The sequence below is a fragment of the Ancylobacter radicis genome, assembly GCF_018449475.1.
GTDB lineage: Bacteria > Pseudomonadota > Alphaproteobacteria > Rhizobiales > Xanthobacteraceae > Ancylobacter > Ancylobacter radicis.
Map to the genome: position 1 here is coordinate 519,532 of NZ_JAHCQH010000014.1, position 22,927 is coordinate 542,458.

Here is a 22,927-nt window from a genome sequence, read left to right on the forward strand (position 1 = left end):
CCTCGCCCCTTGTCACAACTTTGGTTCGCGCGCAGGCTGCCACTTCAAGTCGAGTTGAGGTCAAGCATGAAGTTTCTGGATATCGGGGAGGTCGCCGAGCGGAGCGGAATAAAGCCCTCGGCGCTGCGCTATTACGAGGAGGCCGGGCTGATTTCCTCGGTCGCCCGGCACGGCCTGCGCCGGCAGTTCCCGCCGGAGGTGCTGGTCCAGCTCAAGCTCATCGCCATGGGCAAGGCCGCCGGCTTCTCGCTCGACCAGATCGCCGGCATGTTCGGCGCGAACGGGGAGCCGAACCTGCCGCGCGATGCGCTCCACGCGCAGGCCGACACGATCGACCAGAGGATCCGAGAGCTGACGGCCCTGCGCGACACGCTGCGCCACGTCGCCGACTGCCCGGCCCCCTCGCACATGGAGTGCTCGACCTTTCGCCGGCTGCTCGAGGTCGCCGGCACGCGCGGGAGAAGCCGGGCGACCGGCAACCGGCCGAAAGGGGGGCGACGGCCTCTGTGACGGGCCGAGTCAGGCGACGGCGACAGGCCCTCTGGCGGGCTCCCGAGCGGTCCCCCGGCCGCCGCGTGGCCTCACACGACGCGGATGCGCCTCACTGGCCTGATCGTCCACCTCACTGCACTGACACTCCGGTCATCCGGCTGTCCGCGAAGCTGTGCCGTGGCGCCCGGCGCGGCGGCGTGCTAGGCCCCTTCCCGCCATGCCTGCACCCATCCTCAGCATCGTCGACGCCGCCCCTCTCCTGCCCCCGCGCGGTGGGCTGATCGGGCTCGATCTCGGCACCAAGACCATCGGCGTCGCCTCGTCCGACCCCGACCGACGCCTCGCGGCGGGGGTGGAAACCATTGCCCGCAAACAGTTTACGCCGGATGCGCAGCGAATTCTCTCGCTCGCCAGCGCCCGCCACGCCGCCGGTTTCGTGCTTGGCCTGCCGGTCAACATGGACGGTTCGGAAGGCCCGCGCGCCCAGTCCAGCCGCGCCTTCGCCCGCAATCTGGCCAAGCTCACCGAGCTGCCCATCGTGCTGTGGGACGAGCGCCTGTCCACCGCCGCCGTGGAGCGCGACATGCTCGCCATGGATATGAGCCGCGCCCGCCGCGCCGAAGTGGTGGACCAGCAAGCCGCCACCTTCATCCTCCAGGGGGCGCTCGACCGGCTGCGCTTCCTCGCCGAAAACGACTGATCTGACAGGTACTTGACATGGCAGTGGTGCTCGGCGCGCTCGCTCCCGTCTTCCTCATCATCGCCCTTGGCGTGGTGCTGAAGCGCGGCCTCCTGCCCGAGGCGTCGCACTGGATCGCGCTGGAGCGGCTGACCTATTTCGTGTTGTTCCCCGCCCTCCTGATCGTCTCCATCGCCCGCGCCGAGCTTGGCGAGGTGGCGGTGGCCGAGGTGGCGGGCGCGCTGCTGGGCTCGATTGCGGTGTTCGCCATCGCCCTGACGCTGGCCCGGCGCCCCCTCAGCCGCCTATTCCGCCTTACAAGTCCTTCTTATACCTCGGTTTTTCAAGGCGCGCTGCGCTGGAACACCTATATCGCGCTGGCTGTTTCCGGCTCGCTCGCGGGCTCCGCCGGCCTCGCCGTGGCGGCGGTCGGCCTCACCGTGATGATCCCGGTGCTCAACGCGATCAGCGTCATGGTGCTCGCCCGCCACGGCGAAAACGGCAGCGCCAGCAATCGCTTGCTGGTGCTTCAGCTGGTCCGCAACCCGTTCATCTGGTCCTGCGCGGCCGGCGCGCTGATCAACGCCTTTCATCTTCCGGTCCCGCTGGTGCTGATTACCTTTGCCGATGTGCTCGGCCGCGCCTCGCTGGCCCTCGGCCTGCTGGTGGTCGGCGCCGGCCTGCGTCTCGGCGACCTGCGCCGCCCGCGCGCCGCGACCTGGTTTGCCTGTGTTATCAAGCTGTTGGCCTTGCCGACCGTGGGTGTCGCGATGGGTTGGGCGCTGGGCCTGCACGAGGTCGACCTGCTGATCGTCGCCGTGGCGACCGCCGTGCCCTCCGCCCCCAATGGCTATGTCCTCGCCCGCCAGATGGGCGGCGATGCGCCGTTGCTGGCGGAGATCCTGACGATCCAGACCCTGCTCGCCGCCGCCACCATGCCGCTGGTGATTGGCCTTGTGGCCTATCTCTAGGAAATACATAGCAAAAAGGGCGACGCCGATGCGCCGCCCCAGATCATTTTCGCCGGTCAGATAGCTCAGCAGCGGCCCCAATAGCCGGTGCCGCGGTGAGGATTGGTCTCAACCCAGCAGCGGCCGGGACCGCGGCTGTAGACCGGGCGTCCATAGCCCGGCCCGCCACCATAATAGCCGGGGCCTTCGTCATAATAATACCGATTACGGTCGTTTCGGGCGGCATTGGCGATCGCCGCCCCCGCGATCACGCCCGCCGCGATGCCGACGCCGACCGCGCAGCCACGGCAGCGCACATTTTCGACCGGTACGGAAGGTGCCGTCCGGGCGGCCTCTGGCACACCGGCACCCAGCGACAGGGGGGCGGCCGAAGCCGGGAGAGTGGACAGGGCGGCCAATGCCGCCGCGAAGCCGATGGCGGCAAACTTGCCGATGCCGGCCCTGCTGTTCTCAACCGAGTGGGTCATCGTTCTGCTCCTTCTGCGCGTTCTGGCGCCGTGCCAGTCAACGCCGACGCGCGAATGAGGTTCCCGCAAGCACGCTCCTGGGCCGGGTGGCGGGGCGCGTGGAACTCGCGAAATCATTGGGAAAACGAGCTTTGGGCTTGCGGGAGGGCCCCTCTGCGTCTATCCAGCCGACTTCGATATGACATCGAACCCGACTGCCAGTTTTACCCTCGCCCGCCGGCACCTTCTCGGCATCGAAGGGCTGTCCCCTGACGAGATCGTCGGGCTTCTCGACCTCGCCGAAGAGTTCGTGCTCCTCAACCGTCAGGTGGAGAAGAAGCGGGCGACGCTGCGCGGGCGAACCCAGATCAACCTGTTCTTCGAGGCCTCGACGCGGACCCAGTCCTCCTTCGAGATCGCCGGCAAGCGCCTCGGCGCCGATGTGATGAACATGTCGGTCGGCAACTCCTCGGTGAAGAAGGGCGAGACGCTCATCGACACCGCGGCAACGCTGAACGCGATGCACCCGGATGTCCTCATCGTCCGCCACAGCGCCTCCGGCGCCGCCGAACTCCTCGCCCGCAAGGTCGACTGCGCCGTGGTGAATGCCGGCGACGGTGCCCATGAGCACCCCACTCAGGCGCTGCTCGATGCTCTCACCATCCGCCGCAACAAAGGCCGCATCCAGGGCCTGACGGTGGCCATCTGTGGCGACATCATCCATTCGCGCGTCGCCCGCTCCAACATCCTGCTGCTGCACGCGCTGGGCGCGCAGGTGCGGGTCATCGCCCCGCCGACCCTGCTGCCGAAGGATATCGAGCGTTTCGGCGTCGAGGTTCACGGCGACATGAAGCGCGGTCTCGCGGATGTCGACATCGTCATGATGCTACGCCTCCAGCGCGAGCGCATGAATGGCTCCTATGTGCCTTCAGTGAAAGAGTATTTCCATTTCTGGGGGCTCGACGAGGCGAAGCTGCGCTTTGCCCGGCCGGACGCCCTGGTGATGCATCCGGGTCCCATGAATCGCGGCGTCGAGATCGACTCGGCGGTTGCCGATGGTCCCCAGTCCCTCATCCGCGAGCAGGTCGAGATGGGCGTCGCCGTCCGCATGGCCGTGCTGGACGCGCTGTCGCGGAACCTGCCCAATGCGTGAGCCCCGCCCCACCCTTCTCGCCAATGCGCGTGTGCTCGACCCCTCGAGCGACATGGACGGTCATGGCGACCTGCTGATCGCCGATGGCGTCATCAAGGACTTCGCCGCGAACCTGAAGTCGGCCGGCCTGCCGGAGGGCACGGAGATCGTCGACTGCCGTGGCCTCATCGCCGTGCCGGGCCTCGTCGACATGCGCGCCTTCATCGGGGAGCCCGGTGCCGAGCACCGCGAGACGCTGGCCTCGGCCAGTCAGGCGGCGGCGGCGGGTGGCGTGACCACCATCATCTGCCAGCCCGAGACCGACCCGATCATCGACGAGCCGGCCATCGTCGACTTCGTGATGCGCCGCGCGCGCGACACCGCCATCGTCAACGTCCATCCCATGGCGGCGCTGACAAAGCGGCTGGAAGGCCGCGAGATGACGGAGATCGGCCTGCTGCGCGCGGCCGGCGCGGTGGCCTTCACCGATGGCACCCATTCGGTCGGCTCCGCGCAGGTGCTGCGCCGCGCGCTCACCTATGGGCGCGATTTCGATGCGCTGATCGTCCACCATACCGAGGACAAGTCGCTGGCCGGCGAGGGTGTGATGAATGAGGGCGAACTGGCCTCGCGCCTCGGTCTCGCCGGCATACCCAAGGCGGCGGAAGCCATCATGTTCGAACGCGACGTGCGGCTCGCGGCCATTACGCGCGGGAGGTATCATGCAGCCTCGCTCACCTGCGCCGAATCGCTGGACGTGCTGCGCCGCGCCAAGGAGGCCGGACTGAGCGTGACCGCTTCGGCCTCGATCAACCACCTGACGCTCAACGAGCGCGACGTAGTCGGCTACCGGACCTTCTTCAAGCTGACCCCGCCGCTGCGCGCCGAGGATGACCGGCTCGCGCTGGTGCAGGCGGTGGCGGACGGTCTCATCGACGTCATCGTGTCGGATCACGATCCGCAGGACGTCGACGTGAAGCGCCTGCCCTTCTCCGAAGCCGCCTTCGGCGCCATCGGGTTGGAAACCATGCTCGCGGCGGGTTTGCGCCTCGTGAACGATGGCAGCCTGTCGCTGATGGCGCTCATCCGCGCCATGTCGACTCGGCCGGCGGAACTGCTTGGCCTGCCGGCCGGCACGCTCCGCCTCGGCCAGCCGGCCGATATCGCGCTCATCGCCCCGGACGAGGCCTGGATCCTCGATGCGGCGAACCTCAAATCGCGCTGCCGCAACACGCCGTTTGACGAAGCGCAGTTCGAGGGACGGGTGGTGCGCACGCTGGTGGCCGGCCGTACTGTCTACGAATATGTCTGATCGCGACGGTGCCGAGTTTTATTTCGGCGCAGAGCCTTTAAGGTCTCCGGCATGATCTGGTCGCTTCCCACACTGTCGAGCGTCGCCGGCCTGCTTCTCGGCTATCTGCTCGGCTCCATTCCGTTCGGCCTCATCCTCACCCGGATGGCCGGGACGCAGGATATTCGCAGCATCGGTTCGGGCAATATTGGCGCGACCAATGTGCTGCGCACAGGGCGTAAGGGGCTCGCCGCGGCAACGCTGCTGGGCGACGCGCTCAAGGGTACGCTCGCCGTGCTGCTGGCCAGCCAGCTCATTGGACCGGAGGCCGCGCTGCCGGCGGCGCTGGGCGCGTTTCTCGGCCATCTCTTTCCGGTCTGGCTGGGCTTCAAGGGTGGCAAGGGCGTCGCGACCTTTCTCGGCGTGACGCTGGCGCTCGCCTGGCAGGCGGCGCTCGTCTTCGCCGTCGCCTGGCTCGCCGTCGCCTTCATCAGCCGTTACTCGTCGCTGGCGGCGCTGGTTGCCAGCCTGCTGACGGCGCTTGCCGCCTTCATCATCGCGCCGCCGCCGACCGGCCTGCTGCTGGCGATCCTGGCGGCGCTGCTCTGGTTCATGCACCGGACTAACATTTCCCGGCTTCTGACCGGCACCGAAGGCAAGATCGGCAAGAAGGGATAAAGCTTGGCACCACGCGGCGTTCGTCTCGATCCTGACCAGCGCCGCGACTGGCTCCGCCTGATCCGGACGGAGAATGTCGGGCCCCGCACCTTCCGCAACCTCATCAACCGCTATGGCGGCGCGGCTGCCGCGCTGGAGGCGCTGCCGGGCCTGGCGCGCCGGGGCGGTGGGCTTATTCCGCCACGCATACCGACCATCGCCGAAGTCGAAGCGGAAATGCGTGCGCTGGATCGCCTGGGTGGCCAGTTGATCGCGCTAGGCGAGCCGGACTATCCCGCCCTGCTGCGCGAGATCGACGATGCGCCTCCGCTCATCAGCGTGATCGGTCGGGCCGAGTTGCTGAATCGCCCCTGTGTCGCTGTGGTCGGCTCCCGCAATGCCTCGGGTGTCGGCCGCACCATGACCGCGCGCATCGCCCGCGGCGTCGGGGAAGCCGGCTGGGTGATTGTCTCGGGCCTTGCTCGCGGGATCGACGCCGTGGCGCATGAAGCCAGCCTCGGCTCGGGCACAGTGGCTGTGCTGGCCGGCGGGCTCGACCGACCCTATCCGAAGGAAAATGAGGAACTGATGCGTCGCGTCGCGGATCAGGGGACCGTCATCACGGAAATGCCCATGGGGTGGGAGCCGCGCGCCCGCGACTTTCCCCGCCGCAACCGCCTCGTCTCCGGCCTGTCATGCGGTGTTGTGGTCGTGGAAGCGGCGGAGCGGTCCGGCTCGCTTATCACGGCGCGGCTGGCCGCCGAACAAGGGCGGGAGGTCTTTTCCGTGCCCGGCTCGCCCATGGATCCGCGCGCCGGCGGGACCAACGCGCTGATCAAGCAGGGCGCCATGCTAGTCACCAGCGCGGCCGACGTGCTGGAGGGTCTTGTCGCTCTGCGGCACCGCCCGCCGCCCCTTCAGGCGGAAGAAGGAACCGATGCCGGCTTCGATGCCCCCGATCCGAGCGATGACGCGCGCGGCCGCATCCTCGGCCTGCTCGGGCCCGCGCCTCTGCCGGTGGATGACCTGGTCGCCTTGTCCGGCCTGTCCGCCGGTGAGGTGCAGATATTGCTCCTCGAACTGGAGCTCGCGGGCCGGCTGGAACGCCATGGCGGCGGCCGGGTCTCGCTCTCGCAGTATTAGCCGCCCGGCTCCTGATCCATAACGGCAGCGTCCGTCATTGCTTGTGAGGCGATGGCACGGGCTTCGTCGCGGGCCATCTCCAGCAGATAACGCAGCACGGCGAGTTCGCGAACCGCGGCGAGCACCGCGAGTTCGTGGGCCATCTCGGCGATGTAGTGCGCCGTGTCACGCCTCGGGCAGATGTCACGCGGGAGCTCGTTCACGAGGTGCCCTGATGATGAAATGTCAAATGGCGGGGAATGCGCGGAAGGCATATTACCTGAAGTTGCGTTTAAACTGATTTACTAAATCAAAAATTGCAATCCATGGCAGAGCAAACGTTTGCGGGACTTTCCATGGGCGGAAGCCGCCGAAAAGGCCCGCTTCCCCCTTGCGGAAGCGGCAGCTGGTGCGGCAAGGAGGCCGGGGGCATTTGACACGCCCCGGCGGCTACCCCATTTTCCGGGCCGCTTTTGGGCTAGACTACCAACGGACGTGGCGGGCTGATGCAGGTCGTAATCGTCGAATCGCCTGCGAAGGCCAAGACGATCAATAAATATCTGGGACCCGGCTACGAGGTTTTCGCCTCGTATGGCCATGTGCGCGATTTGCCGGCCAAGGATGGCTCGGTCGATCCCGAACATGACTTCCATATGCTGTGGGACGTTGATCCGAAATCGCAAAAGCGGCTGTCTGACATCGCCCGGGCGGTGAAGGAAGCCGATGGCCTGATCCTCGCCACCGATCCGGATCGCGAGGGCGAGGCGATCTCCTGGCATGTGCTTGAAGTGCTGAAGGAGAAGCGGGCACTGAAGGGCCAGCCGATCTCGCGTGTGGTGTTCAACGCCATCACCAAGCAGGCGGTGCTGGAAGCGATGAAGCATCCGCGCCAGATCGACGGCGCGCTGGTCGACGCCTATCTGGCCCGCCGCGCGCTCGACTATCTGGTCGGCTTTACCCTGTCTCCCGTGCTGTGGCGCAAGCTCCCCGGCGCCCGCTCGGCGGGCCGTGTCCAGTCGGTCGCGCTTCGCCTTGTCTGCGACCGTGAGCGCGAGATCGAGACCTTCGTCCGGCGTGAATATTGGTCGATCGCCGCCCAGCTGGCGACCCCGCGCAATGATGTGTTCGAAGCCCGGCTCGTCGGGGCCGATGGCCAGAAGATCACCCGCCTTGATGTCGGCACCGGTGAGGAGGCAGCGGCCTTCCGCTCGGCCCTTGAGGGCGCCGATTACCGCGTGACCTCGGTCGAGGCAAAGCCCGGGCGGCGGCATCCCCATCCGCCCTTCACCACCTCGACGCTGCAGCAGGAGGCGAGCCGCAAGCTCGGCCTGGCGCCAGCCTCCACCATGCGCCTCGCCCAGCGGCTCTATGAAGGCGTGGATATTGGCGGCGAAACGGTCGGCCTCATCACCTATATGCGAACCGACGGCGTCGACATGGCGCCGGAGGCCGTGGCAGACGCCCGCTCGGTGATCGGCCGCGAGTATGGCGACCGCTATGTCCCCTCGGCGCCGCGCAAATACACCACCAAGGCCAAGAACGCCCAGGAAGCCCATGAGGCGATCCGCCCGACGGACGTCTCGCGCCGTCCCAAGGATGTCGCCCGCCATCTTGAGCCCGAACAGGCCAAGCTCTACGAGCTGATCTGGCTGCGCACCGTGGCGAGCCAGATGGAATCCGCCGAGCTGGAGCGCACCACCGTCGACATCGCCGCCACCGCCGGCGGCCGGGCTCTGGACCTTCGCGCCACCGGCACCGTCATCAAGTTCGACGGCTTCCTCACTCTCTATCGCGAGGGACGCGACGACGAGGAGGAGGACGAGGAGAATCGCCGGCTTCCCGCCATGGCGTCGGGCGAGGCGCTCGCCAATAAGGGCATCAAGGCGGACCAGCACTTCACCGAACCGCCGCCGCGCTTCTCGGAAGCCTCTCTGGTCAAGCGGATGGAAGAACTCGGCATCGGCCGCCCCTCGACCTATGCCTCCGTCCTCGCCGTGCTGCGCGACCGCGAATATGTGCGGCTCGACAAGCGCCGGCTGGTGCCGGAGGACAAGGGACGTCTCGTCACCGCCTTCCTTGAGAGCTTCTTCGACCGCTATGTCGAATACGACTTCACGGCGGATCTGGAAGAGAAGCTCGACCGCATCTCCGCCGGCGAGCTTGAATGGAAGGACGTGCTGCGGGACTTCTGGCGCGACTTCACCGCCGCGGTGGGCGAAACGAAGGATCTGCGCGTCTCGGAGGTCATCTCCGCCCTCGACGGGATGCTGACCGCCCACATCTTCCCGCCAAAGGAAGATGGCACTGACGCGCGCCTGTGCCCGACCTGCGGTACCGGCCGGCTGTCGCTGAAGGTCGGCAAGTTCGGCGCCTTCATCGGCTGCTCGAACTATCCCGAATGCCGCTATACGCGCCCCCTCGCCGTGCAGTCGGCCGACGAGAACGGCACCGAGGCAAGCGGCAACCGCGTCATCGGGACGGATCCGGTCACTGGGCTGGAAGTCTCGCTGCGTGATGGCCGCTTCGGCGCCTATCTCCAGCTTGGCGAAGCCAAGGATGGCGAGAAGCCGAAGCGATCGAGCCTGCCCAAGGGGCTCGCGCCCGCCGATGTCGACCTCGACAAGGCGCTGGCGCTGCTGTCGCTGCCGCGCGAGGTCGGCCACCATCCCGAGACGGGCGAGCCCATCCTCGCCAGCATCGGCCGGTTTGGCCCCTATGTGCAGCACGGCAAGACCTACGCCAATCTGGAAGCCGACGACGACGTGCTGTCGGTCGGGCTCAACCGCGCGGTCGCCCTGATCGCCGACAAGCAGAACAAAGGCCCCGGCCGAGGTCGGGGCGCTGCGGGCGGGCGCGAGCTTGGCGAGCATCCGACGCTGGGCGGCATGATCAGCGTGCGGCCGGGCAAGTTCGGGGCCTATGTGAACCATGGCAAGATCAACGCCACGCTTCCCAAGGACATGGACTCCGCCGCCGTGACACTGGACGAGGCGGTGAAGCTGATCGAAGCAAAGGCTGCGGCGTCGCCCGCCAAGGCCAACCGCGGCACCGCAAAGCCCAAGGCCCCGGCCAAAGCCAAGACCGCAGCCAAGACCGCCACGGACAAGGCCACGACGACGAAGGCTCCCGCGAAGAAGGCCCCGGCCAAGAAGGCGGCGGCGAAAAAAGCCCCCGCCAAGCGCGCGGCCAAGGCTGAGTGAATCTGGAAACCGGCGCCCCGGCGTCGGTTTCCCCTCACTAGATAGCCTTCCGTGCAGATCCTATTCGGGCAGCGCGGCCGTGGGTTGGCCGGAGCGCAGCGGGCGCTCCTCCATCGCCAGCATGGCGATGAGTGACAGGGTAAGCGCGAGCGCCGCCGCCACGAACACCCACCGGAAGGCATGAGCGAGCGGCAGCGGATCGGCACCGGCGAGCATCAGATGCTCCATGACCCGCCCGCCCTCCATACCGGACAGGCCAACGACGATGGCGCCGAAGCCGGCCGTCAGCACCGCCGCACCCAGCGACCGGAAGAAGTTGATGAGCCCCGTCGCCACGCCGATCTGCGGCATCGCCACGGCGTTCTGGACGGCGACGGTGGAGATCGGCAGCACGGTACCAAGCCCGATGCCGGCAAGGGCGAAGCACGACGCTAGCCCCCACAGGGGCACCTGAAGGGGCTCGGCGGCAATGACCAGAAGCGCCCCAATCGCCATCAGCAAGCCAGCCAGGGCGACCCGCTTGTAGTGCCGCACGCGCCCCATGATCCGTCCCGCGCCGGTCGCGCCAATCACCACGCCCGACATCAGAGGGATCAGCGCGAGCCCCGATTCGCTGGCGGTGAGACGCATCACCCCTTCGAGATACAGGGGCAGGACGATCGACAGCCCGACCAGCGTTCCCATGGCGAAGGCCGCAGCCGGAACGCCGGCGCGAACCACCTTGTTGGCCATGATGCTGATCGGCAGCAGTGGCTCGGCGGCGGTGGCCACCCGCGCCACGAAGGCGAGCCATAGCAGCACCGAGACCCCCACCAGGCCCAGCACCGGCAAGGACAACCAAGCAAAGCGGGCGCCGCCCCAGCTCAGGGCAAGCAGCAGGGCCACGGTCGCGGCGCACATCAGCAGCGCACCGAGCAGATCCAGCCGGTGGGGATGGTGGTGCGCGGGAAGCCGGCGCAGGGCCCGGTCGCTCATGGCCGCCGCCACAAGCCCGATCGGCAGGTTGATCCAGAAAATCAACGACCAGTGCAGATGCTCGGCAAAGAAGCCGCCCAGAACGGGTCCGGCGATGCTTGAAGTTATGAAGACGGCGGCAAAATAGCCCTGGTAGCGCCCCCGCTCGCGTGGAGCGATCATCAGCGCGACAATGGTTTGTGCCAGCGCGATGAGACCGCCGCCGCCAAGCCCCTGCACGGCCCGCCCGGCAATCAGCCAGAGCATGCTCGGCGCGAGAGCGCAGGCGACCGAGCCCACCAGGAACAATGCGATCGCCACCCGCAGCACAGGCCGCGGTCCGTGTATGTCCGCCAGCTTGCCCACCAGAGGTGTCACCGCCGTGCCGGTGAGCAGATAGGCTGTCACGATCCAGGAGAGATTTTCCAGATCGCCGAAATGCGCGCCAATGGTCGGCAACGCGGTCGCGATGATGGTCTGGTCCAGCGCGCTCAGGAACATCGCCAGCATCACGCCGATGATGATCGTCCGTATATCGGCGTGGTCCAGCGGCGCCGCTTCGGCGTCCGACGAACGGGCATCCATGTCAGTCTCTCAAAATGCGTGCCCTGCCCCCGGGGCCCGGGACAATTGTCGCGTGAGACCCTAAATGCAAGGGGGACGCCTATGAAAGCCGCCGACAGCGGGATCGTTGGTCGACGGGCGGGCGCGATGCCGCTAGCGTCAGAAGCCCAGCCAGGAAATTGTGAATCGTGCGAAAGCCTGTCCGACCGAAAGCCCGCAAGACCGCCCCTCCCCGTCAGCCCAAGGGGTTGCCGAGCCGTGAGGATCTGATCGCCTTCATCGCAACCCAAGGCGGGGATGTCGGCAAGCGCGAGATTTCCCGCGCCTTCGGGCTTGATGGCAGTGATCGCATCGTGCTGAAGGCGATGCTGCGCGAGCTGGCCGAGGAAGGACTGATCGGTCGCAAGCGGCGCAAGCTGCATCTGCCGGGCGCCCTGCCCGCCGTGGTGATGTCCGAAGTGATCGAGCGGGACGAAGACGGCGAGTTGATCGCCGTACCGATCGACTGGGACGAGGAGGAGCATGGCGAGCCGCCGCGCATCCTCGTGCAACTCGCGCGCCGGGGACGACTGGCGGGCCCTGCGCCGACAGTGGGCGACCGGGTTCTGCTCAAGACCGAGGAAATCCCCGAGGTGGATGGCCGCGTGGGCCATACCGGCCACGTCCTGAAGATATTGGAGAAGTCGCGCTCGCTCGTGCTCGGCCTGTTCCGCCGCGACGCGCAGGGCGGTGGCCGCCTGATCCCGATCGACAAGCGGAACATGGGCCGCGAGCTCGCCATCCCCACCGATTTCGCCAATGGCGCGGAGGAAGGCGATCTCGTCTCGGTGGAAATCGTTCGCCACCATGCCTATGGCCTGCCGACCGCCAAGGTGAAGGAGCGGCTGGGCTCGATCGCCACGGAGAAGGCGATCAGCCTGATCGCCATCCACGCCCATGGCATTCCCAGCGTGTTCCGCCGCGAGACGCTGGCGGAGGCCGAAGCCGTAAAGCCCGCCTCACTGGCGGGGCACGAGGACTGGCGTGACCTGCCGCTGGTCACCATCGATCCGCCAGATGCCAAGGACCATGACGACGCGGTCCATGCAACGCCAGACACCGACCCGGAGAATCCCGGCGGCTTCGTCGTCACCGTGGCCATTGCCGATGTCGCCGCCTATGTCCGCCCGGGCTCGGCGCTCGACCGGGAAGCCGTCGTGCGCGGCAATTCGGTGTATTTCCCGGACCGGGTCGTCCCGATGCTGCCCGAGCGCATCTCCAACGACCTGTGCTCGCTGCGTCCCCATGAGGACCGGCCGGCGCTCGCCGTGCGCATGATCATCGGCGCCAATGGCCGCAAGAAGCATCACAGCTTCCACCGCATCATGATGCGCTCGGCGGCGAAACTCGCCTATGCGCAGGCGCAGGCCGCCATCGATGGTCGCCCCGACGAGGTGACGAGTCCCATCCTCGACGACGTGCTGCGCCCGCTCTGGGACGGCTACGCGCTGGTGAAGAAGGCGCGCGATGCCCGCTCACCGCTCGACCTCGACCTGCCCGAGCGCAAGATCCTGCTGAAGCCCGACGGCACGGTCGACCGGGTGATCGTTCCCGAGCGCCTCGACGCCCACAAGCTGATCGAGGAGTTCATGATCCTCGCCAATGTCGCGGCGGCGGAGACGCTTGAGGAAAAACGCATCCCGCTGGTCTACCGCGTCCACGACCAGCCTTCGCTGGAGAAGATGTCGAGCCTGCGCGAGTTCCTGCAGACCCTGGACGTCAAGATGCCGAAGACGGAGACCGTCCGGCCCGCCCAGTTCAACGAGATTCTCGCCCGGTTCCATGAGACGGAATACGCGCCGCTGATCAATCAGGTGATCCTGCGCAGCCAGGCTCAGGCGGAGTATGCGCAGGAGAATTACGGGCATTTCGGCCTGCATCTGCGCCGCTACGCCCATTTCACCTCGCCGATCCGCCGCTACGCCGACCTGATCGTGCATCGCGGCCTGATCCGTGCCCTAGGCTTCGGCCGCGACGGGCTGCCGGAGAGCACGACGCCCGAGGAACTGGCGGAGATTGCCGCCCGTATCTCGGCCAGCGAGCGGCGTGCCATGGCAGCCGAGCGCGAGACGATCGACCGGCTGATCGCCCATCATATGGCCGCGCAGATCGGCGCGAGCTTCAAGGGCCGCATCTCCGGCGTGACCAAGGCGGGACTGTTCGTCGCGCTGGACGACACCGGCGCCGATGGTTTCATCCCGGCCGTCACGCTCGGGCACGATTATTACCGCTACGACGAGGCCCATCACGCCCTCATCGGCGACCAGACCGGCGAGATGCACCGGCTGGGCGACCGCGTCGAAGTGAAGCTGGTCGAGGCCGCACCGGTAGCTGGCGCGCTGCGTTTCGAGCTACTATCGGATGGAAGCCGGTTCGACGGCCACAGGCGTGGGCCGCGCGGGGGGCGCACCCGCTTCCAGAGACCCGATGACCGCCCGCCCCGCGCCGCGCGCGGTGGCAAGCGCCGCTAGTGCCGGGAGGCACATGAGATGACACAGAAATCCCCGCGCCCCGCTGCCCCGCGACCCGTGGGCAAGGCCATGATCAACGGGTTCCGCCTGCGCTGCCCCGCCTGCGGGGAAGGCAAGCTGTTCGGCTCCTACCTCAAGGTGAACGAGCATTGCCCGTCCTGCGGCGAGGAGCTCTGGCATCATCGCGCGGACGACGCTCCGCCCTACATGGTCATCACCCTTGTCGGCCATATCGTCGTGCCCCTGCTGCTCGCGGTGGAAATGGCCCTGCACCCGGAGCTGTGGATCCACCTGATCATCTGGCTGCCGATGACGCTCATTCTTTCACTGGTGCTGCTGCCGCCGGTGAAGGGCGCCCTGATCGGCTACCAATGGGCGATCCGCATGCATGGCTTCGACCCCAACGACAGCGAGCGTGATCCCGTGCCGCCAAGCCGGCAGCCAGCCGCGCCGCTGACGCCGGGCTCCGCTGGATTGAAGCCCTGAGACTGCGCCGCTTCAGGCGCACCCGTTCCAAGCCGGAGCCGCAATGACCGCCGCCGACGTCACCGAGCGTTTCGCGCTGACCCGCCCTTCCCCGCCGCATCCTGCCATCCGCCCCCTCGACGCCGCGACGTTGATCCTCGTGGATCGCTCCGGGCGAACCCCGCGCCTGCTGCTCGGCCGGCGCAATCCATCGCTGCGCTTCATGCCCGGCAAGTTCGTCTTTCCGGGTGGGCGGCTCGACCCACGGGACCGGCACATGCCGGTTTTCGGCATGCTGGCCGCCGAGAGCGAACGCCGGCTCATGGAACGTGTCGCGCGCCCCAGCGCCGGGCGGGCACGGGCGCTCGCACTCGCGGCCATTCGCGAGACCTATGAGGAAACCGGCCTTCTGCTCGGCACGCGCGAGGCCGGCGGGCCGGAGAAGTCGCCGCAGGGATGGGAAGCCTTCGGTGCCGCGGGTGTCTTCCCCAACCTTGAGGATGTGACCTTCGTGGCCCGCGCGGTCACGCCGCCCGGTCTGCCGCGCCGCTTCGACACCCGCTTCTTCATGGCCGACGCGCAAGCCATCGTGGATCGCACGGAAGGCGTGGTCGGCCCGGACTCCGAACTGGTCGAGATCGCCTGGCTCACCCTCGCCGAAGCGAAGAGGTCCGATGTTCCCAACATCACCCTGGCCATTATCGAAGAGATCGAGATCCGCCTCGGCTCCGGCAACAAGCCCTGGCTGCCGGTTCCTTTCTACTTCGCGCGGGCCGGACGCATGTACCGCGAGGCCATTGCCTGAGATTACCGTACCGCTGGAGCCCGATTCACAACCGCACGGCATGAGGGCATCGCCAAAAGTCATTCGACTTTCGCCGCCCATGGGTTAGAGCCGTCAGCTGGAGGTGCCGACCTCCCAGCTCTCAGGTGCCTTCCATGCATGCCCCCGTCGCGGCCCGCCCGGTCAATGTCGCGTCCATCGCCGCCGCCATTGGTGCCATTTCCGCCGTTGGCTTCGGCCTTGCCCTCTCGATCCCGCTGCTTGCCTTCGAACTCGACTCGCGCGGCATATCGAGCACCTGGATCGGCATCAACACGGCGGTCGGCGGACTCGCCACGCTTGCGGTGGCGCCGTTCCTGACGAATCTGGTCCGCCGCGTCGGTGCCGGACCTCTGCTCATGGCGGCCATTCTGACAGCGGCGCTCTCCTTGATCGGCTTCAAGCTGACGAGTTCCTTCCTGCTCTGGTTCCCGTTGCGCTTCATGTTCGGCGCGGCGCTCTCCGTGCTTTTCATCATCAGCGAGTTCTGGATCAATGCCGCCGCACCGCCTGACCGGCGGGGGCTGGTGATCGGCATTTACGGGACCGTGCTGTCCTGCGGCTTCGCCGGTGGGCCGGCCATTCTTACCTTGGTTGGCACCACCGGCTGGCTGCCCTATCTCGCGGGCGCGGCCTGCTTCGCCCTCGCGGCGGTACCGGTGATGATCGGCGCCTCCAGCGCACCGGCGATCGAGAAGGAGGGCTCGCGCGGCGTGCTGAGCCTGATGCGGATTGCACCGGCGGCCACGTTGGCGGCCTTCATCTTTGGTGCCGTCGAGACCGGCCTCATCAATTTCCTGCCGCTGTACGGGCTGAGACGAGGCCTGGATGACGGTGAGGCCGCCCTGCTGCTGACCATTGCCGAACTCGGCAACGTCTTCCTGCAGCTTCCGCTCGGACTGCTGAGCGATCGGTTCGACCGGCGCAAGATGCTGCTCATCTGCAGCACGCTTGGCCTCGGCGGCGCCCTGCTCATTCCCTCGCTGGCGGTGGATGGGTGGGCGATGTGGGCGACGGTGTTCCTCACCACGGGAATCGTCTGCGGTCTCTACACGGTCGGCCTCGCTTTGCTCGGCGCCCGATTCGACGGGGCGATGCTGGCCACGGCCAATGCCGCCTTCGTGATGCTCTACTCGCTCGGCCTCACCGTTGGCCCGACCGCGGTCGGGGCGGGAATGCAGGCGATGGACCCGCACGGCTTCGCCTGGACCATTGCCGCCTTCCTTATCCTCTATTCGGTGGTGGTGGCCGGGCAGATTTGGCGCGACCGCTGAGCTTGGTTTCTTGACATTCGCGCGCCGATCCCCGATACGGACGCCCAACGAGCGGCATCGCTGCCGCGCGAACCCGATTTTATCGACGTGGTCACGGCCACGCTCCAGGAGACCCGGTCAATGGCCAAGGCAACGACCATCAAGATCAAGCTCGTGTCGAGCGCCGACACCGGCTTCTTCTACGTCACCAAGAAGAACTCGCGCACCATGACCGACAAGCTGGTCGTCAAGAAGTACGATCCGGTTGCGCGCAAGCACGTCGAGTTCCGCGAAGGCAAGATCAAGTGATACCCGGCCTTCGGGCCATCGCTTGAAACGACAAAGGCGCCGCAAGGCGCCTTTTTTGTTTGTGGCCCTGCCGCTGACGGCCCCACCTACGATGGAGATGGTCGGCGGGTGGCGGAACGGAGAGGCCATCCGAAACCACCGCCCGCCGACCTGACCCCACGGGCCCAGGAGATGCGGCGGACCCGAGCACTCCGCAGGGATGCGATACCGCCCGAAGGCTATCCCAATCGCGGGCGAAAGCAATCGGCCCCGGCACGGCGGCGCACGATTCGGCGCTCAGGCTGCCCCGCTCACGATTCGGGCAGGAAATGCCGGACGGTTTCGAGGAATTTGCTGACCGAGATCGGCTTCGAGAGATAAGCCTCGCACCCGCCTTCGCGAATGCGCTCCTCGTCGCCCTTCATGGCGAAGGCGGTAACGGCGATCACCGGAATTGCCCTGAGCTCGGGGTCGGCCTTCAGCGCCCGTGTGACATCGATGCCGGACATTTCCGGGAGCTGGATGTCCATCAGGATCAGGTCGGGGCGGTGCTTGCGGGCCAGCCCCATCGCTTCGCCGCCATGACGCGTGCCGACCGTGATATAGCCATGGGCTTCGAGAAGATCGTTGAAGAGCTTCATATTGAGCTCATTATCTTCAACGATCAGAACGGTCTTGGGCATCTGGCTTCGGTCCGTGGTCCTGAACTTCGTCGATGGTCCACACGCGGGCCAGATCCAGCAAGCGTTAGGCCCATCTCTTGTGGGTGAGCTTAAGACTCCATTCCTTACGGAACCCCAAATGCGGACGCGAAATTCCAAGCCTTTGTCGAGCCAGACCGCGGCGCGTGAAGTCAGCCTCGGCGCCCTCGGCTATCTTGCCGGCGACCCCGAGCGGATCGGCCCGTTCCTCGCCGAGAGCGGCCTCTCCCCGGTGGACCTACGCGGGGTCGCGGGCTCGAACGCCTTTCACGTCGCGCTGCTCGACTACCTCATCAACCGGCAGGATATGCTGATCGCCTATGCCGAGGGCGCCGGCATCGAGCCCGGCCATGTGGTGGCCGCGCGCGAGATTCTCGCCCATGCCGATCTCGGCGAGGATTGAGGGCACGAGGAACGTCATGGCGGGAGAACCGGCCTTTTGCCGCGACTGCCTGCGCGACGCGCAAGGAGCCTCGCGCTGCCCGCATTGCGGCAGTCCCCGCCTCGCCTGCCATGCCGAACTCGACCGGCTGACCATCGCCCATATCGACTGCGACGCCTTCTACGCCGCTGTTGAAAAGCGCGACGACCCCGGCCTGAGGGACGTTCCGGTCATAATCGGCGGCGGCAAGCGCGGCGTGGTCTCCACCGCCTGCTATCTCGCGCGGGTCAAGGGCGTGCGCTCGGCCATGCCGATGTTCAAGGCGCTCGCCCTTTGCCCGGAAGCGGTGGTGGTGAAGCCGAACATGGCGAAATACGTCGCCGCCGGACGTGATATCCGCGAACGGATGCTGCGCCTCACGCCGCTGGTGGAACCGCTGTCCATCGACGAGGCCTTCCTTGATCTCACCGGCACCGAGCGCCTGCATGGCGAGAGCCCCGCGCGGGCGCTGGCACGTCTTGCCCGCGCCATTGAGGCGGAGATCCGCGTTACCATCTCCATCGGGCTCGCCCCGAACAAGTTTCTCGCCAAGATCGCCTCAGACTTGGACAAGCCGCGCGGATTCGCGGTGATTGGCACCGTCGAGGCCACCGCCTTCCTCGCTCCGCGCAGCGTCGGCACCATCTGGGGTGTCGGCGCCGCCACGCAGGAACGGCTCGCGCGCGAGGGATACCGGCTCATTGCCGATCTCCAGGCGGCGGATTCGGCAACCCTCGCCCGCCGCTTCGGTGCCGAGGGGCTGCGCCTCGCCCGCCTCGCCCATGGCATTGACGAGCGCAAGGTGAATCCGGAGCGCGAGACCAAGAGCGTCTCGACGGAAACCACCTTCGATGTCGACATCAGCGATTTCCGGGCGCTTGAACAGGAGCTCTATGCCCTCTCCCGCAAGCTCTCCGATCGATTGAAGGCCGCCGGACTTGCCGGGCGGACCGTGACGCTCAAGCTGAAAGGCGCCGATTTCCGGCTCATCACCCGCGCCCGCTCGCTGGAAGACCCGACGCGGCTGGCGCACCGCATCTTCGCCCACGCACGCGAATTGCTGGCGAAGGAAGTGGATGGCCGCCGCTTTCGCCTGATCGGGGTTGGCGTCTCGGAACTGGCCGATCCCTCACTCGCCGACCCGGCCGACCTCGTGGACACCCAGTCCACCAAGAAGGGCCTGGCCGAACTCGCGGCGGACGATCTGCGTACCCGCTTCGGCAAGGGTGTCATCGAGCGCGGCATCGCGCTCGATACGCCCCGGCGCGCCGGCACGCCGCAACCCCACCGTAACACGCCGGACGAGGCTACTTCGCGCAATTCTCCTGCGGCAGGGCCTCGTAGGAAATGAGCGTGCCGCGCAGGGCGAAATCGCCGTAATCGAGTTTCAGCGCACGGCTGACACCATTGTCGAACAGATCGAAGCTGATCGTGTAGTCCGGCGTCTGCCCGTCCGTACCCCGCTCGTAATAGCTGATAACCACGGGATACCGCATCCGCCCGGCAAGATCGGCCTTGGTCGCGGCCTCCTCGAGACCCTCGGGATTGTTCGTGCCCTTGCCGATGACCGACAGCGTATCGAACACCTTCTTGGCGTCGGGCGAGCCGTCATAGACCGGCGCCTCGACGATGCTCTCCCCTTGCCCGGCGGCGGTGAGCACCTTCACCACATGCTGGGTGGGAAGCAGCACCCCCTTGGCCAGACGGATCGTTTCCTCCTCCGGCTTGGTGGCTTTCACCACGAGCTGGCCGTCACGCCGCTCGGCCACACCGTCGGCTTCCTCCGGCGTCTCGTCATTCACCGTGTTGACGACCCGGAAGCGATAAGCGTTGCCCTCCGGGTCTTCCCAGCTCGCCGTGGAAATGGAGCTGTTCAGCCGGCCGCCATCGGTCTCGATATCCGTGCTCTGGCGCAGTTGAACCGAATAGCCCGCACAGGCATTGCCGCGCAGCTCATAGACGATCTCGCCCTTGGCGGAATTGACGCGCTTGGCCGGCGTACCGCCGTCGAGCGAGAGAGCATAGGTCGCGCGGTGCGGGGACAATTGCACAGGCTGTGCCGAGGCCGCGGTGGCCAGCAGCGGAACGGCAAGGGCGGAGGCGATCAGGGCACGGGCCATGAAGGTCGCTGACATAAAGACGAGATTCCTCTGGCGTGCCGCACATGCGCTTGCGCGCGGCAGATCGATCGGACAAACATCGCACCCCGAACTCAAGGCGAGAACAAGGGCGAAAGTGGGAAGCCACGGGCCACCTCGCCGCATAATAGCACGGAGACAGCCATGTCCGGTCAGGTTGAGGCCAAGCTCGCGGCCCTCGGCATCACCCTTCCCGTCGCCGCAGCGCCGGTCGCCAATTATGTACCGAGCGTCATCAGCGGCAACCAGCTCTGGATTTCCGGCCAGGTGTCGGTGAAAGACGGCGTGTTCCTGAGCGGCAAGCTCGCCGGCGAGGCGGACCTGGAGGCCGGGCGTGCCGCCGCGCGCCAGTGCGCCATCAACCTGATGTCCCAGATCAAGGCCGCCCTCGGCGATCTGGACCGGGTGACGCGCGTCGTGAAGCTGGTCGCCTTCGTCAATTCGACTCCCGATTTCACCGACCAGCCCAAGGTCGTGAACGGCGCCTCCGATCTCTTCGTCGAGGTGTTCGGCGATGTGGGCCGCCATGCGCGCTCGGCGGTGGGCGTCTCGGCGCTGCCTCTCAATGTCAGCGTCGAGATCGACGCGGTCATCGAGTTCGCCTGATTGTCATGTCGCGCGCGATCACGCCCAACGCGCCCGCCTGGCTCACCGCCCGGCCGATCGCCCATCGCGCGCTGCATGACACGGCGCACGGCATCATCGAGAACACGCCCTCGGCGGTGGATGCTGCGCTGGCGGGAAACTACGCCATCGAGGTCGACATCCAGCTCTCGGCCGATGGCGAGGCGATGGTGTTCCATGACGACACGCTGGAACGCCTGACCTTCGCCAGCGGCCCCGCCCATGCGCTCACCACCGAAGCGTTCAGGGCGATGGAACTGCGCGGCACCACGGACCGCACCATGACGCTGGGCGACCTGCTCGCCCGCGTCGCCGGCCGCAGCACGCTCGTCATCGAACTGAAAAGCCAGTACGACGGCAATCTTGCCGTGGCCCGGCGCGCGGTGGAGGTTCTGGCCGGCTATGCCGGGCCCGTGGCGCTGATGTCCTTCGATCCTGACCTCGTCGCGGCGGCGCGAGACCTGGCGCCCCATATCCCGCGTGGCTTCACCATGGAGCACAGCTACGACGACCCGGAATGGGATTTCCTCTCGGCGCAGACCAAGAGCGCCTGGGGCCATCTGGAGCCCTTCGCGCTTATGCAGCCCGACTTCCTCGCCCACTATGTCAAGGAACTTCCCTCCGAGCCGGTGACGCGGGCGCGCCGGGAAAGCGGCCTCGCGGTCCTGACCTGGACGGTGCGCACCCTTGAAGACCGGGCGATCGCCGCCCTTCATGCCGACCAGATGATCTTCGAGGGTTTCCGCCCCTGACGGGCCGGAGCATCACGCCTGTCGCGCGGCCCCGCATCTCATTCGCGTGAGCGGGCTTTCGCCGACCGGCGAAGGCGCGCACAGTGTGTCGGTTCATGACTCGCGAGCCATCCAGCCTTCATGCCTGACGACACTTTCACCCTGCGGGTCGAGAGCGATATCGGTGCGATTCCCGCTCCAGCGTGGAACCGCTGCGCCGATTCGAGCTCACGCCGAACGTCAGCAAACCACAATAACTCATTGATTTGTCGTGATATTGAAGACCAATCTCAAATTAATCCGGCACATAAACGGCCGGACAGCCCACCTGAAGCTGCGCCGTTCAACCCCTTCGTCTGCCATGAATTTCTGGCGGCGCTGGAGCAGTCCGGTTCGGCCTGCGCGGAGACAGGCTGGTTGCCGCAGCACCTCGTCCTTCAGGACGATGAGGGGGCGGTGATCGGTGTCTGTCCGGCCTATCTGAAGTCCCACTCCCAGGGAGAATATGTCTTCGATCATGGCTGGGCGGAGGCGCTGCAGCGGGCGGGCGGTCGCTATTATCCCAAGCTTCAGGTCTCGGTCCCGTTCACCCCGGCCGCCGGTCCCCGGCTGATGGCCGCGCCGGGCGCGCCGACGCAAGCCGTGCGCGGCGCGCTGGCAGGAGGGCTCGTGACGCTCGCGCAGATGCGGCGCGTCTCCTCGGTCCACGCCACCTTCCTCACGCCAGAGGATGCCGACGCCCTCGGAGCCGAGGGTTTCCTGCCCCGCACCGACCAGCAGTTCCACTGGCACAATCGCGGCTATGGCGACTATGAGGCGTTTCTCGAAGACCTTGCCTCGCGCAAACGCAAGGCGATCCGGCGCGAGCGCCGCGAGGCTCTGGAGGCGGGGATCTCCATCCACTGGCTCACCGGGCGCGACCTCACCGAGGAGGCCTGGGACGCCTTCTATGGCTTCTACCTGGAGACCGGCTCACGCAAATGGGGGCGCCCCTACCTCACCCGCGCCTTCTATTCGCTGATCAGCGAGCGCATGGCGGATGATGTGCTGCTGGTGATGGCCAAGCGGGCCGGGCGCTGGATCGCTGGCGCGATCAACTTCATCGGCTCGGACACGCTGTATGGCCGGCATTGGGGAGCGATCGAGCACCACCCCTTCCTGCATTTCGAGGTCTGCTACCATCAGGCGATCGACTTCGCGATCCAGCGCGGGCTGAAGACGGTGGAGGCGGGCGCACAGGGCGAGCACAAGCTGGCGCGCGGCTATCTCCCGGTCACCACCCGCTCCGCCCACTACATTGCCGACCCTGGCTTCCGTGCCGCCGTGGCCAATTATCTGGCAAGCGAGCGGCGCTATGTCGCCGAACTCGGCACCGAGCTCGCGCAGGCCGGGCCGTTCCGGCACGATCTCTCCGGCACGGTACCGGACGAGCCTTGACCGCTGGCGCGGCGCTTGCGATCAGGTC

At 67.0% G+C, this 22,927-nt stretch carries 23 protein-coding genes; 18 read left to right on the forward strand and 5 right to left on the reverse strand.

Annotation, left to right across the window (positions count from 1 at the left end; genetic code table 11):
• The first annotated feature begins 66 nt into the window (after positions 1 to 66).
• The 3 genes from KIP89_RS05725 to KIP89_RS05735 all read left to right on the forward strand — a co-directional run bounded on the left by KIP89_RS05725 (position 67) and on the right by KIP89_RS05735 (position 2,142).
• Complete coding sequence (locus KIP89_RS05725; RefSeq protein ID WP_213754422.1) at positions 67 to 510, forward strand: helix-turn-helix domain-containing protein; 444 nt, start codon at positions 67 to 69, stop codon at positions 508 to 510.
• 199 nt (positions 511 to 709) lie between these two features.
• Entirely contained in the window at positions 710 to 1,192 is a 483-nt protein-coding gene (gene ruvX, locus KIP89_RS05730) for a Holliday junction resolvase RuvX (RefSeq protein WP_213754423.1), read from the forward strand.
• Between the two features lie 17 nt (positions 1,193 to 1,209).
• On the forward strand, positions 1,210 to 2,142 hold the full coding sequence (locus tag KIP89_RS05735; protein ID WP_213754424.1) for an AEC family transporter: 933 nt from the start codon (positions 1,210 to 1,212) through the stop codon (positions 2,140 to 2,142).
• Between the two features lie 65 nt (positions 2,143 to 2,207).
• Here KIP89_RS05735 and KIP89_RS05740 read toward each other — a convergent pair whose 3' ends face one another.
• Positions 2,208 to 2,609 (reverse strand): hypothetical protein, encoded by a 402-nt coding sequence (locus tag KIP89_RS05740; RefSeq protein WP_213754425.1) that lies wholly within the window; start codon positions 2,607 to 2,609, stop codon positions 2,208 to 2,210.
• Between the two features lie 178 nt (positions 2,610 to 2,787).
• Between KIP89_RS05740 and KIP89_RS05745 the strand changes: the two genes are divergently transcribed.
• Genes KIP89_RS05745 through dprA form a run of 4 tightly spaced genes read left to right on the forward strand, consistent with a single transcriptional unit; the run spans position 2,788 to position 6,811 of the window.
• Positions 2,788 to 3,741 carry an aspartate carbamoyltransferase catalytic subunit gene (locus tag KIP89_RS05745; RefSeq protein ID WP_213754426.1) on the forward strand — a complete coding sequence of 318 codons (954 nt, stop codon included), beginning with the start codon at positions 2,788 to 2,790 and terminating at the stop codon, positions 3,739 to 3,741.
• On the forward strand, positions 3,734 to 5,032 hold the full coding sequence (locus tag KIP89_RS05750) for a dihydroorotase (protein WP_213754427.1): 1,299 nt from the start codon (positions 3,734 to 3,736) through the stop codon (positions 5,030 to 5,032). Before KIP89_RS05745 ends, KIP89_RS05750 begins: the two co-directional genes overlap by 8 nt.
• Positions 5,033 to 5,083: 51 nt before the next feature.
• On the forward strand, positions 5,084 to 5,689 hold the full coding sequence (plsY, locus tag KIP89_RS05755) for a glycerol-3-phosphate 1-O-acyltransferase PlsY (RefSeq protein WP_213754428.1): 606 nt from the start codon (positions 5,084 to 5,086) through the stop codon (positions 5,687 to 5,689).
• Positions 5,690 to 5,692: 3 nt separating this feature from the next.
• Positions 5,693 to 6,811, forward strand: coding sequence for a DNA-processing protein DprA (gene dprA, locus KIP89_RS05760; RefSeq protein ID WP_213754429.1), 1,119 nt, complete (start codon positions 5,693 to 5,695; stop codon positions 6,809 to 6,811).
• Here dprA and KIP89_RS05765 read toward each other — a convergent pair.
• Positions 6,808 to 7,014, reverse strand: coding sequence for a hypothetical protein (locus KIP89_RS05765; RefSeq protein WP_213754430.1), 207 nt, complete (start codon positions 7,012 to 7,014; stop codon positions 6,808 to 6,810). The genes dprA and KIP89_RS05765 overlap by 4 nt on opposite strands.
• 282 nt (positions 7,015 to 7,296) lie before the next feature.
• Between KIP89_RS05765 and topA the strand changes: the two genes are divergently transcribed.
• On the forward strand, positions 7,297 to 9,990 hold the full coding sequence (gene topA, locus KIP89_RS05770; RefSeq protein WP_213754431.1) for a type I DNA topoisomerase: 2,694 nt from the start codon (positions 7,297 to 7,299) through the stop codon (positions 9,988 to 9,990).
• 60 nt (positions 9,991 to 10,050) lie between these two features.
• Here topA and KIP89_RS05775 read toward each other — a convergent pair whose 3' ends face one another.
• The gene (locus KIP89_RS05775; protein WP_213754432.1) at positions 10,051 to 11,529 is read right to left on the reverse strand and encodes an MDR family MFS transporter; all 1,479 of its coding nucleotides are present in this window, start codon (positions 11,527 to 11,529) and stop codon (positions 10,051 to 10,053) included.
• Positions 11,530 to 11,696: 167 nt separating this feature from the next.
• On the opposite strand from KIP89_RS05775, the gene rnr reads away from it, so the two are divergent.
• The 5 genes from rnr to rpmG all read left to right on the forward strand — a co-directional run bounded on the left by rnr (position 11,697) and on the right by rpmG (position 16,868).
• Positions 11,697 to 14,018 (forward strand): ribonuclease R, encoded by a 2,322-nt coding sequence (rnr, locus tag KIP89_RS05780; protein ID WP_213754433.1) that lies wholly within the window; start codon positions 11,697 to 11,699, stop codon positions 14,016 to 14,018.
• 18 nt (positions 14,019 to 14,036) lie between these two features.
• Complete coding sequence (locus KIP89_RS05785; RefSeq protein ID WP_213754434.1) at positions 14,037 to 14,504, forward strand: DUF983 domain-containing protein; 468 nt, start codon at positions 14,037 to 14,039, stop codon at positions 14,502 to 14,504.
• A 43-nt stretch (positions 14,505 to 14,547) separates the two neighbouring features.
• Positions 14,548 to 15,288, forward strand: coding sequence for an NUDIX hydrolase (locus KIP89_RS05790; protein WP_213754435.1), 741 nt, complete (start codon positions 14,548 to 14,550; stop codon positions 15,286 to 15,288).
• Positions 15,289 to 15,422: 134 nt separating this feature from the next.
• Positions 15,423 to 16,580, forward strand: coding sequence for an MFS transporter (locus KIP89_RS05795; protein ID WP_213754436.1), 1,158 nt, complete (start codon positions 15,423 to 15,425; stop codon positions 16,578 to 16,580).
• Between the two features lie 120 nt (positions 16,581 to 16,700).
• Positions 16,701 to 16,868: a 50S ribosomal protein L33 gene (rpmG, locus tag KIP89_RS05800; protein WP_018390658.1), complete on the forward strand. Its 168-nt coding sequence runs from the start codon at positions 16,701 to 16,703 to the stop codon at positions 16,866 to 16,868.
• Between the two features lie 290 nt (positions 16,869 to 17,158).
• Here rpmG and KIP89_RS05805 read toward each other — a convergent pair whose 3' ends face one another.
• The gene (locus KIP89_RS05805) at positions 17,159 to 17,530 is read right to left on the reverse strand and encodes a response regulator (RefSeq protein ID WP_213754437.1); all 372 of its coding nucleotides are present in this window, start codon (positions 17,528 to 17,530) and stop codon (positions 17,159 to 17,161) included.
• 118 nt (positions 17,531 to 17,648) lie between these two features.
• On the opposite strand from KIP89_RS05805, the gene KIP89_RS05810 reads away from it, so the two are divergent.
• Together KIP89_RS05810 and KIP89_RS05815 are read left to right on the forward strand one after the other, a co-directional pair.
• A complete protein-coding gene (locus KIP89_RS05810; protein WP_213754438.1) occupies positions 17,649 to 17,951 on the forward strand; it encodes a DUF3572 domain-containing protein in 303 nt (100 codons plus the stop codon).
• A 16-nt stretch (positions 17,952 to 17,967) separates the two neighbouring features.
• Complete coding sequence (locus KIP89_RS05815) at positions 17,968 to 19,320, forward strand: DNA polymerase IV (RefSeq protein ID WP_213754439.1); 1,353 nt, start codon at positions 17,968 to 17,970, stop codon at positions 19,318 to 19,320.
• Here the strand turns inward: KIP89_RS05815 and KIP89_RS05820 are convergent.
• Positions 19,277 to 20,104 (reverse strand): cell envelope integrity EipB family protein, encoded by an 828-nt coding sequence (locus tag KIP89_RS05820; protein ID WP_213754440.1) that lies wholly within the window; start codon positions 20,102 to 20,104, stop codon positions 19,277 to 19,279. The two genes, KIP89_RS05815 and KIP89_RS05820, sit on opposite strands and share 44 nt — an antisense overlap.
• Before the next feature lie 147 nt (positions 20,105 to 20,251).
• Here KIP89_RS05820 and KIP89_RS05825 point away from each other — a divergent pair, with 147 nt between their 5' ends.
• The 3 genes from KIP89_RS05825 to KIP89_RS05835 all read left to right on the forward strand — a co-directional run bounded on the left by KIP89_RS05825 (position 20,252) and on the right by KIP89_RS05835 (position 22,899).
• On the forward strand, positions 20,252 to 20,713 hold the full coding sequence (locus KIP89_RS05825) for a RidA family protein (protein WP_213754441.1): 462 nt from the start codon (positions 20,252 to 20,254) through the stop codon (positions 20,711 to 20,713).
• Between the two features lie 5 nt (positions 20,714 to 20,718).
• The gene (locus tag KIP89_RS05830; protein ID WP_213754442.1) at positions 20,719 to 21,483 is read left to right on the forward strand and encodes a glycerophosphodiester phosphodiesterase family protein; all 765 of its coding nucleotides are present in this window, start codon (positions 20,719 to 20,721) and stop codon (positions 21,481 to 21,483) included.
• 120 nt (positions 21,484 to 21,603) lie between these two features.
• A complete protein-coding gene (locus KIP89_RS05835) occupies positions 21,604 to 22,899 on the forward strand; it encodes a GNAT family N-acetyltransferase (protein ID WP_213754443.1) in 1,296 nt (431 codons plus the stop codon).
• Positions 22,900 to 22,927: the final 28 nt, after the last annotated feature.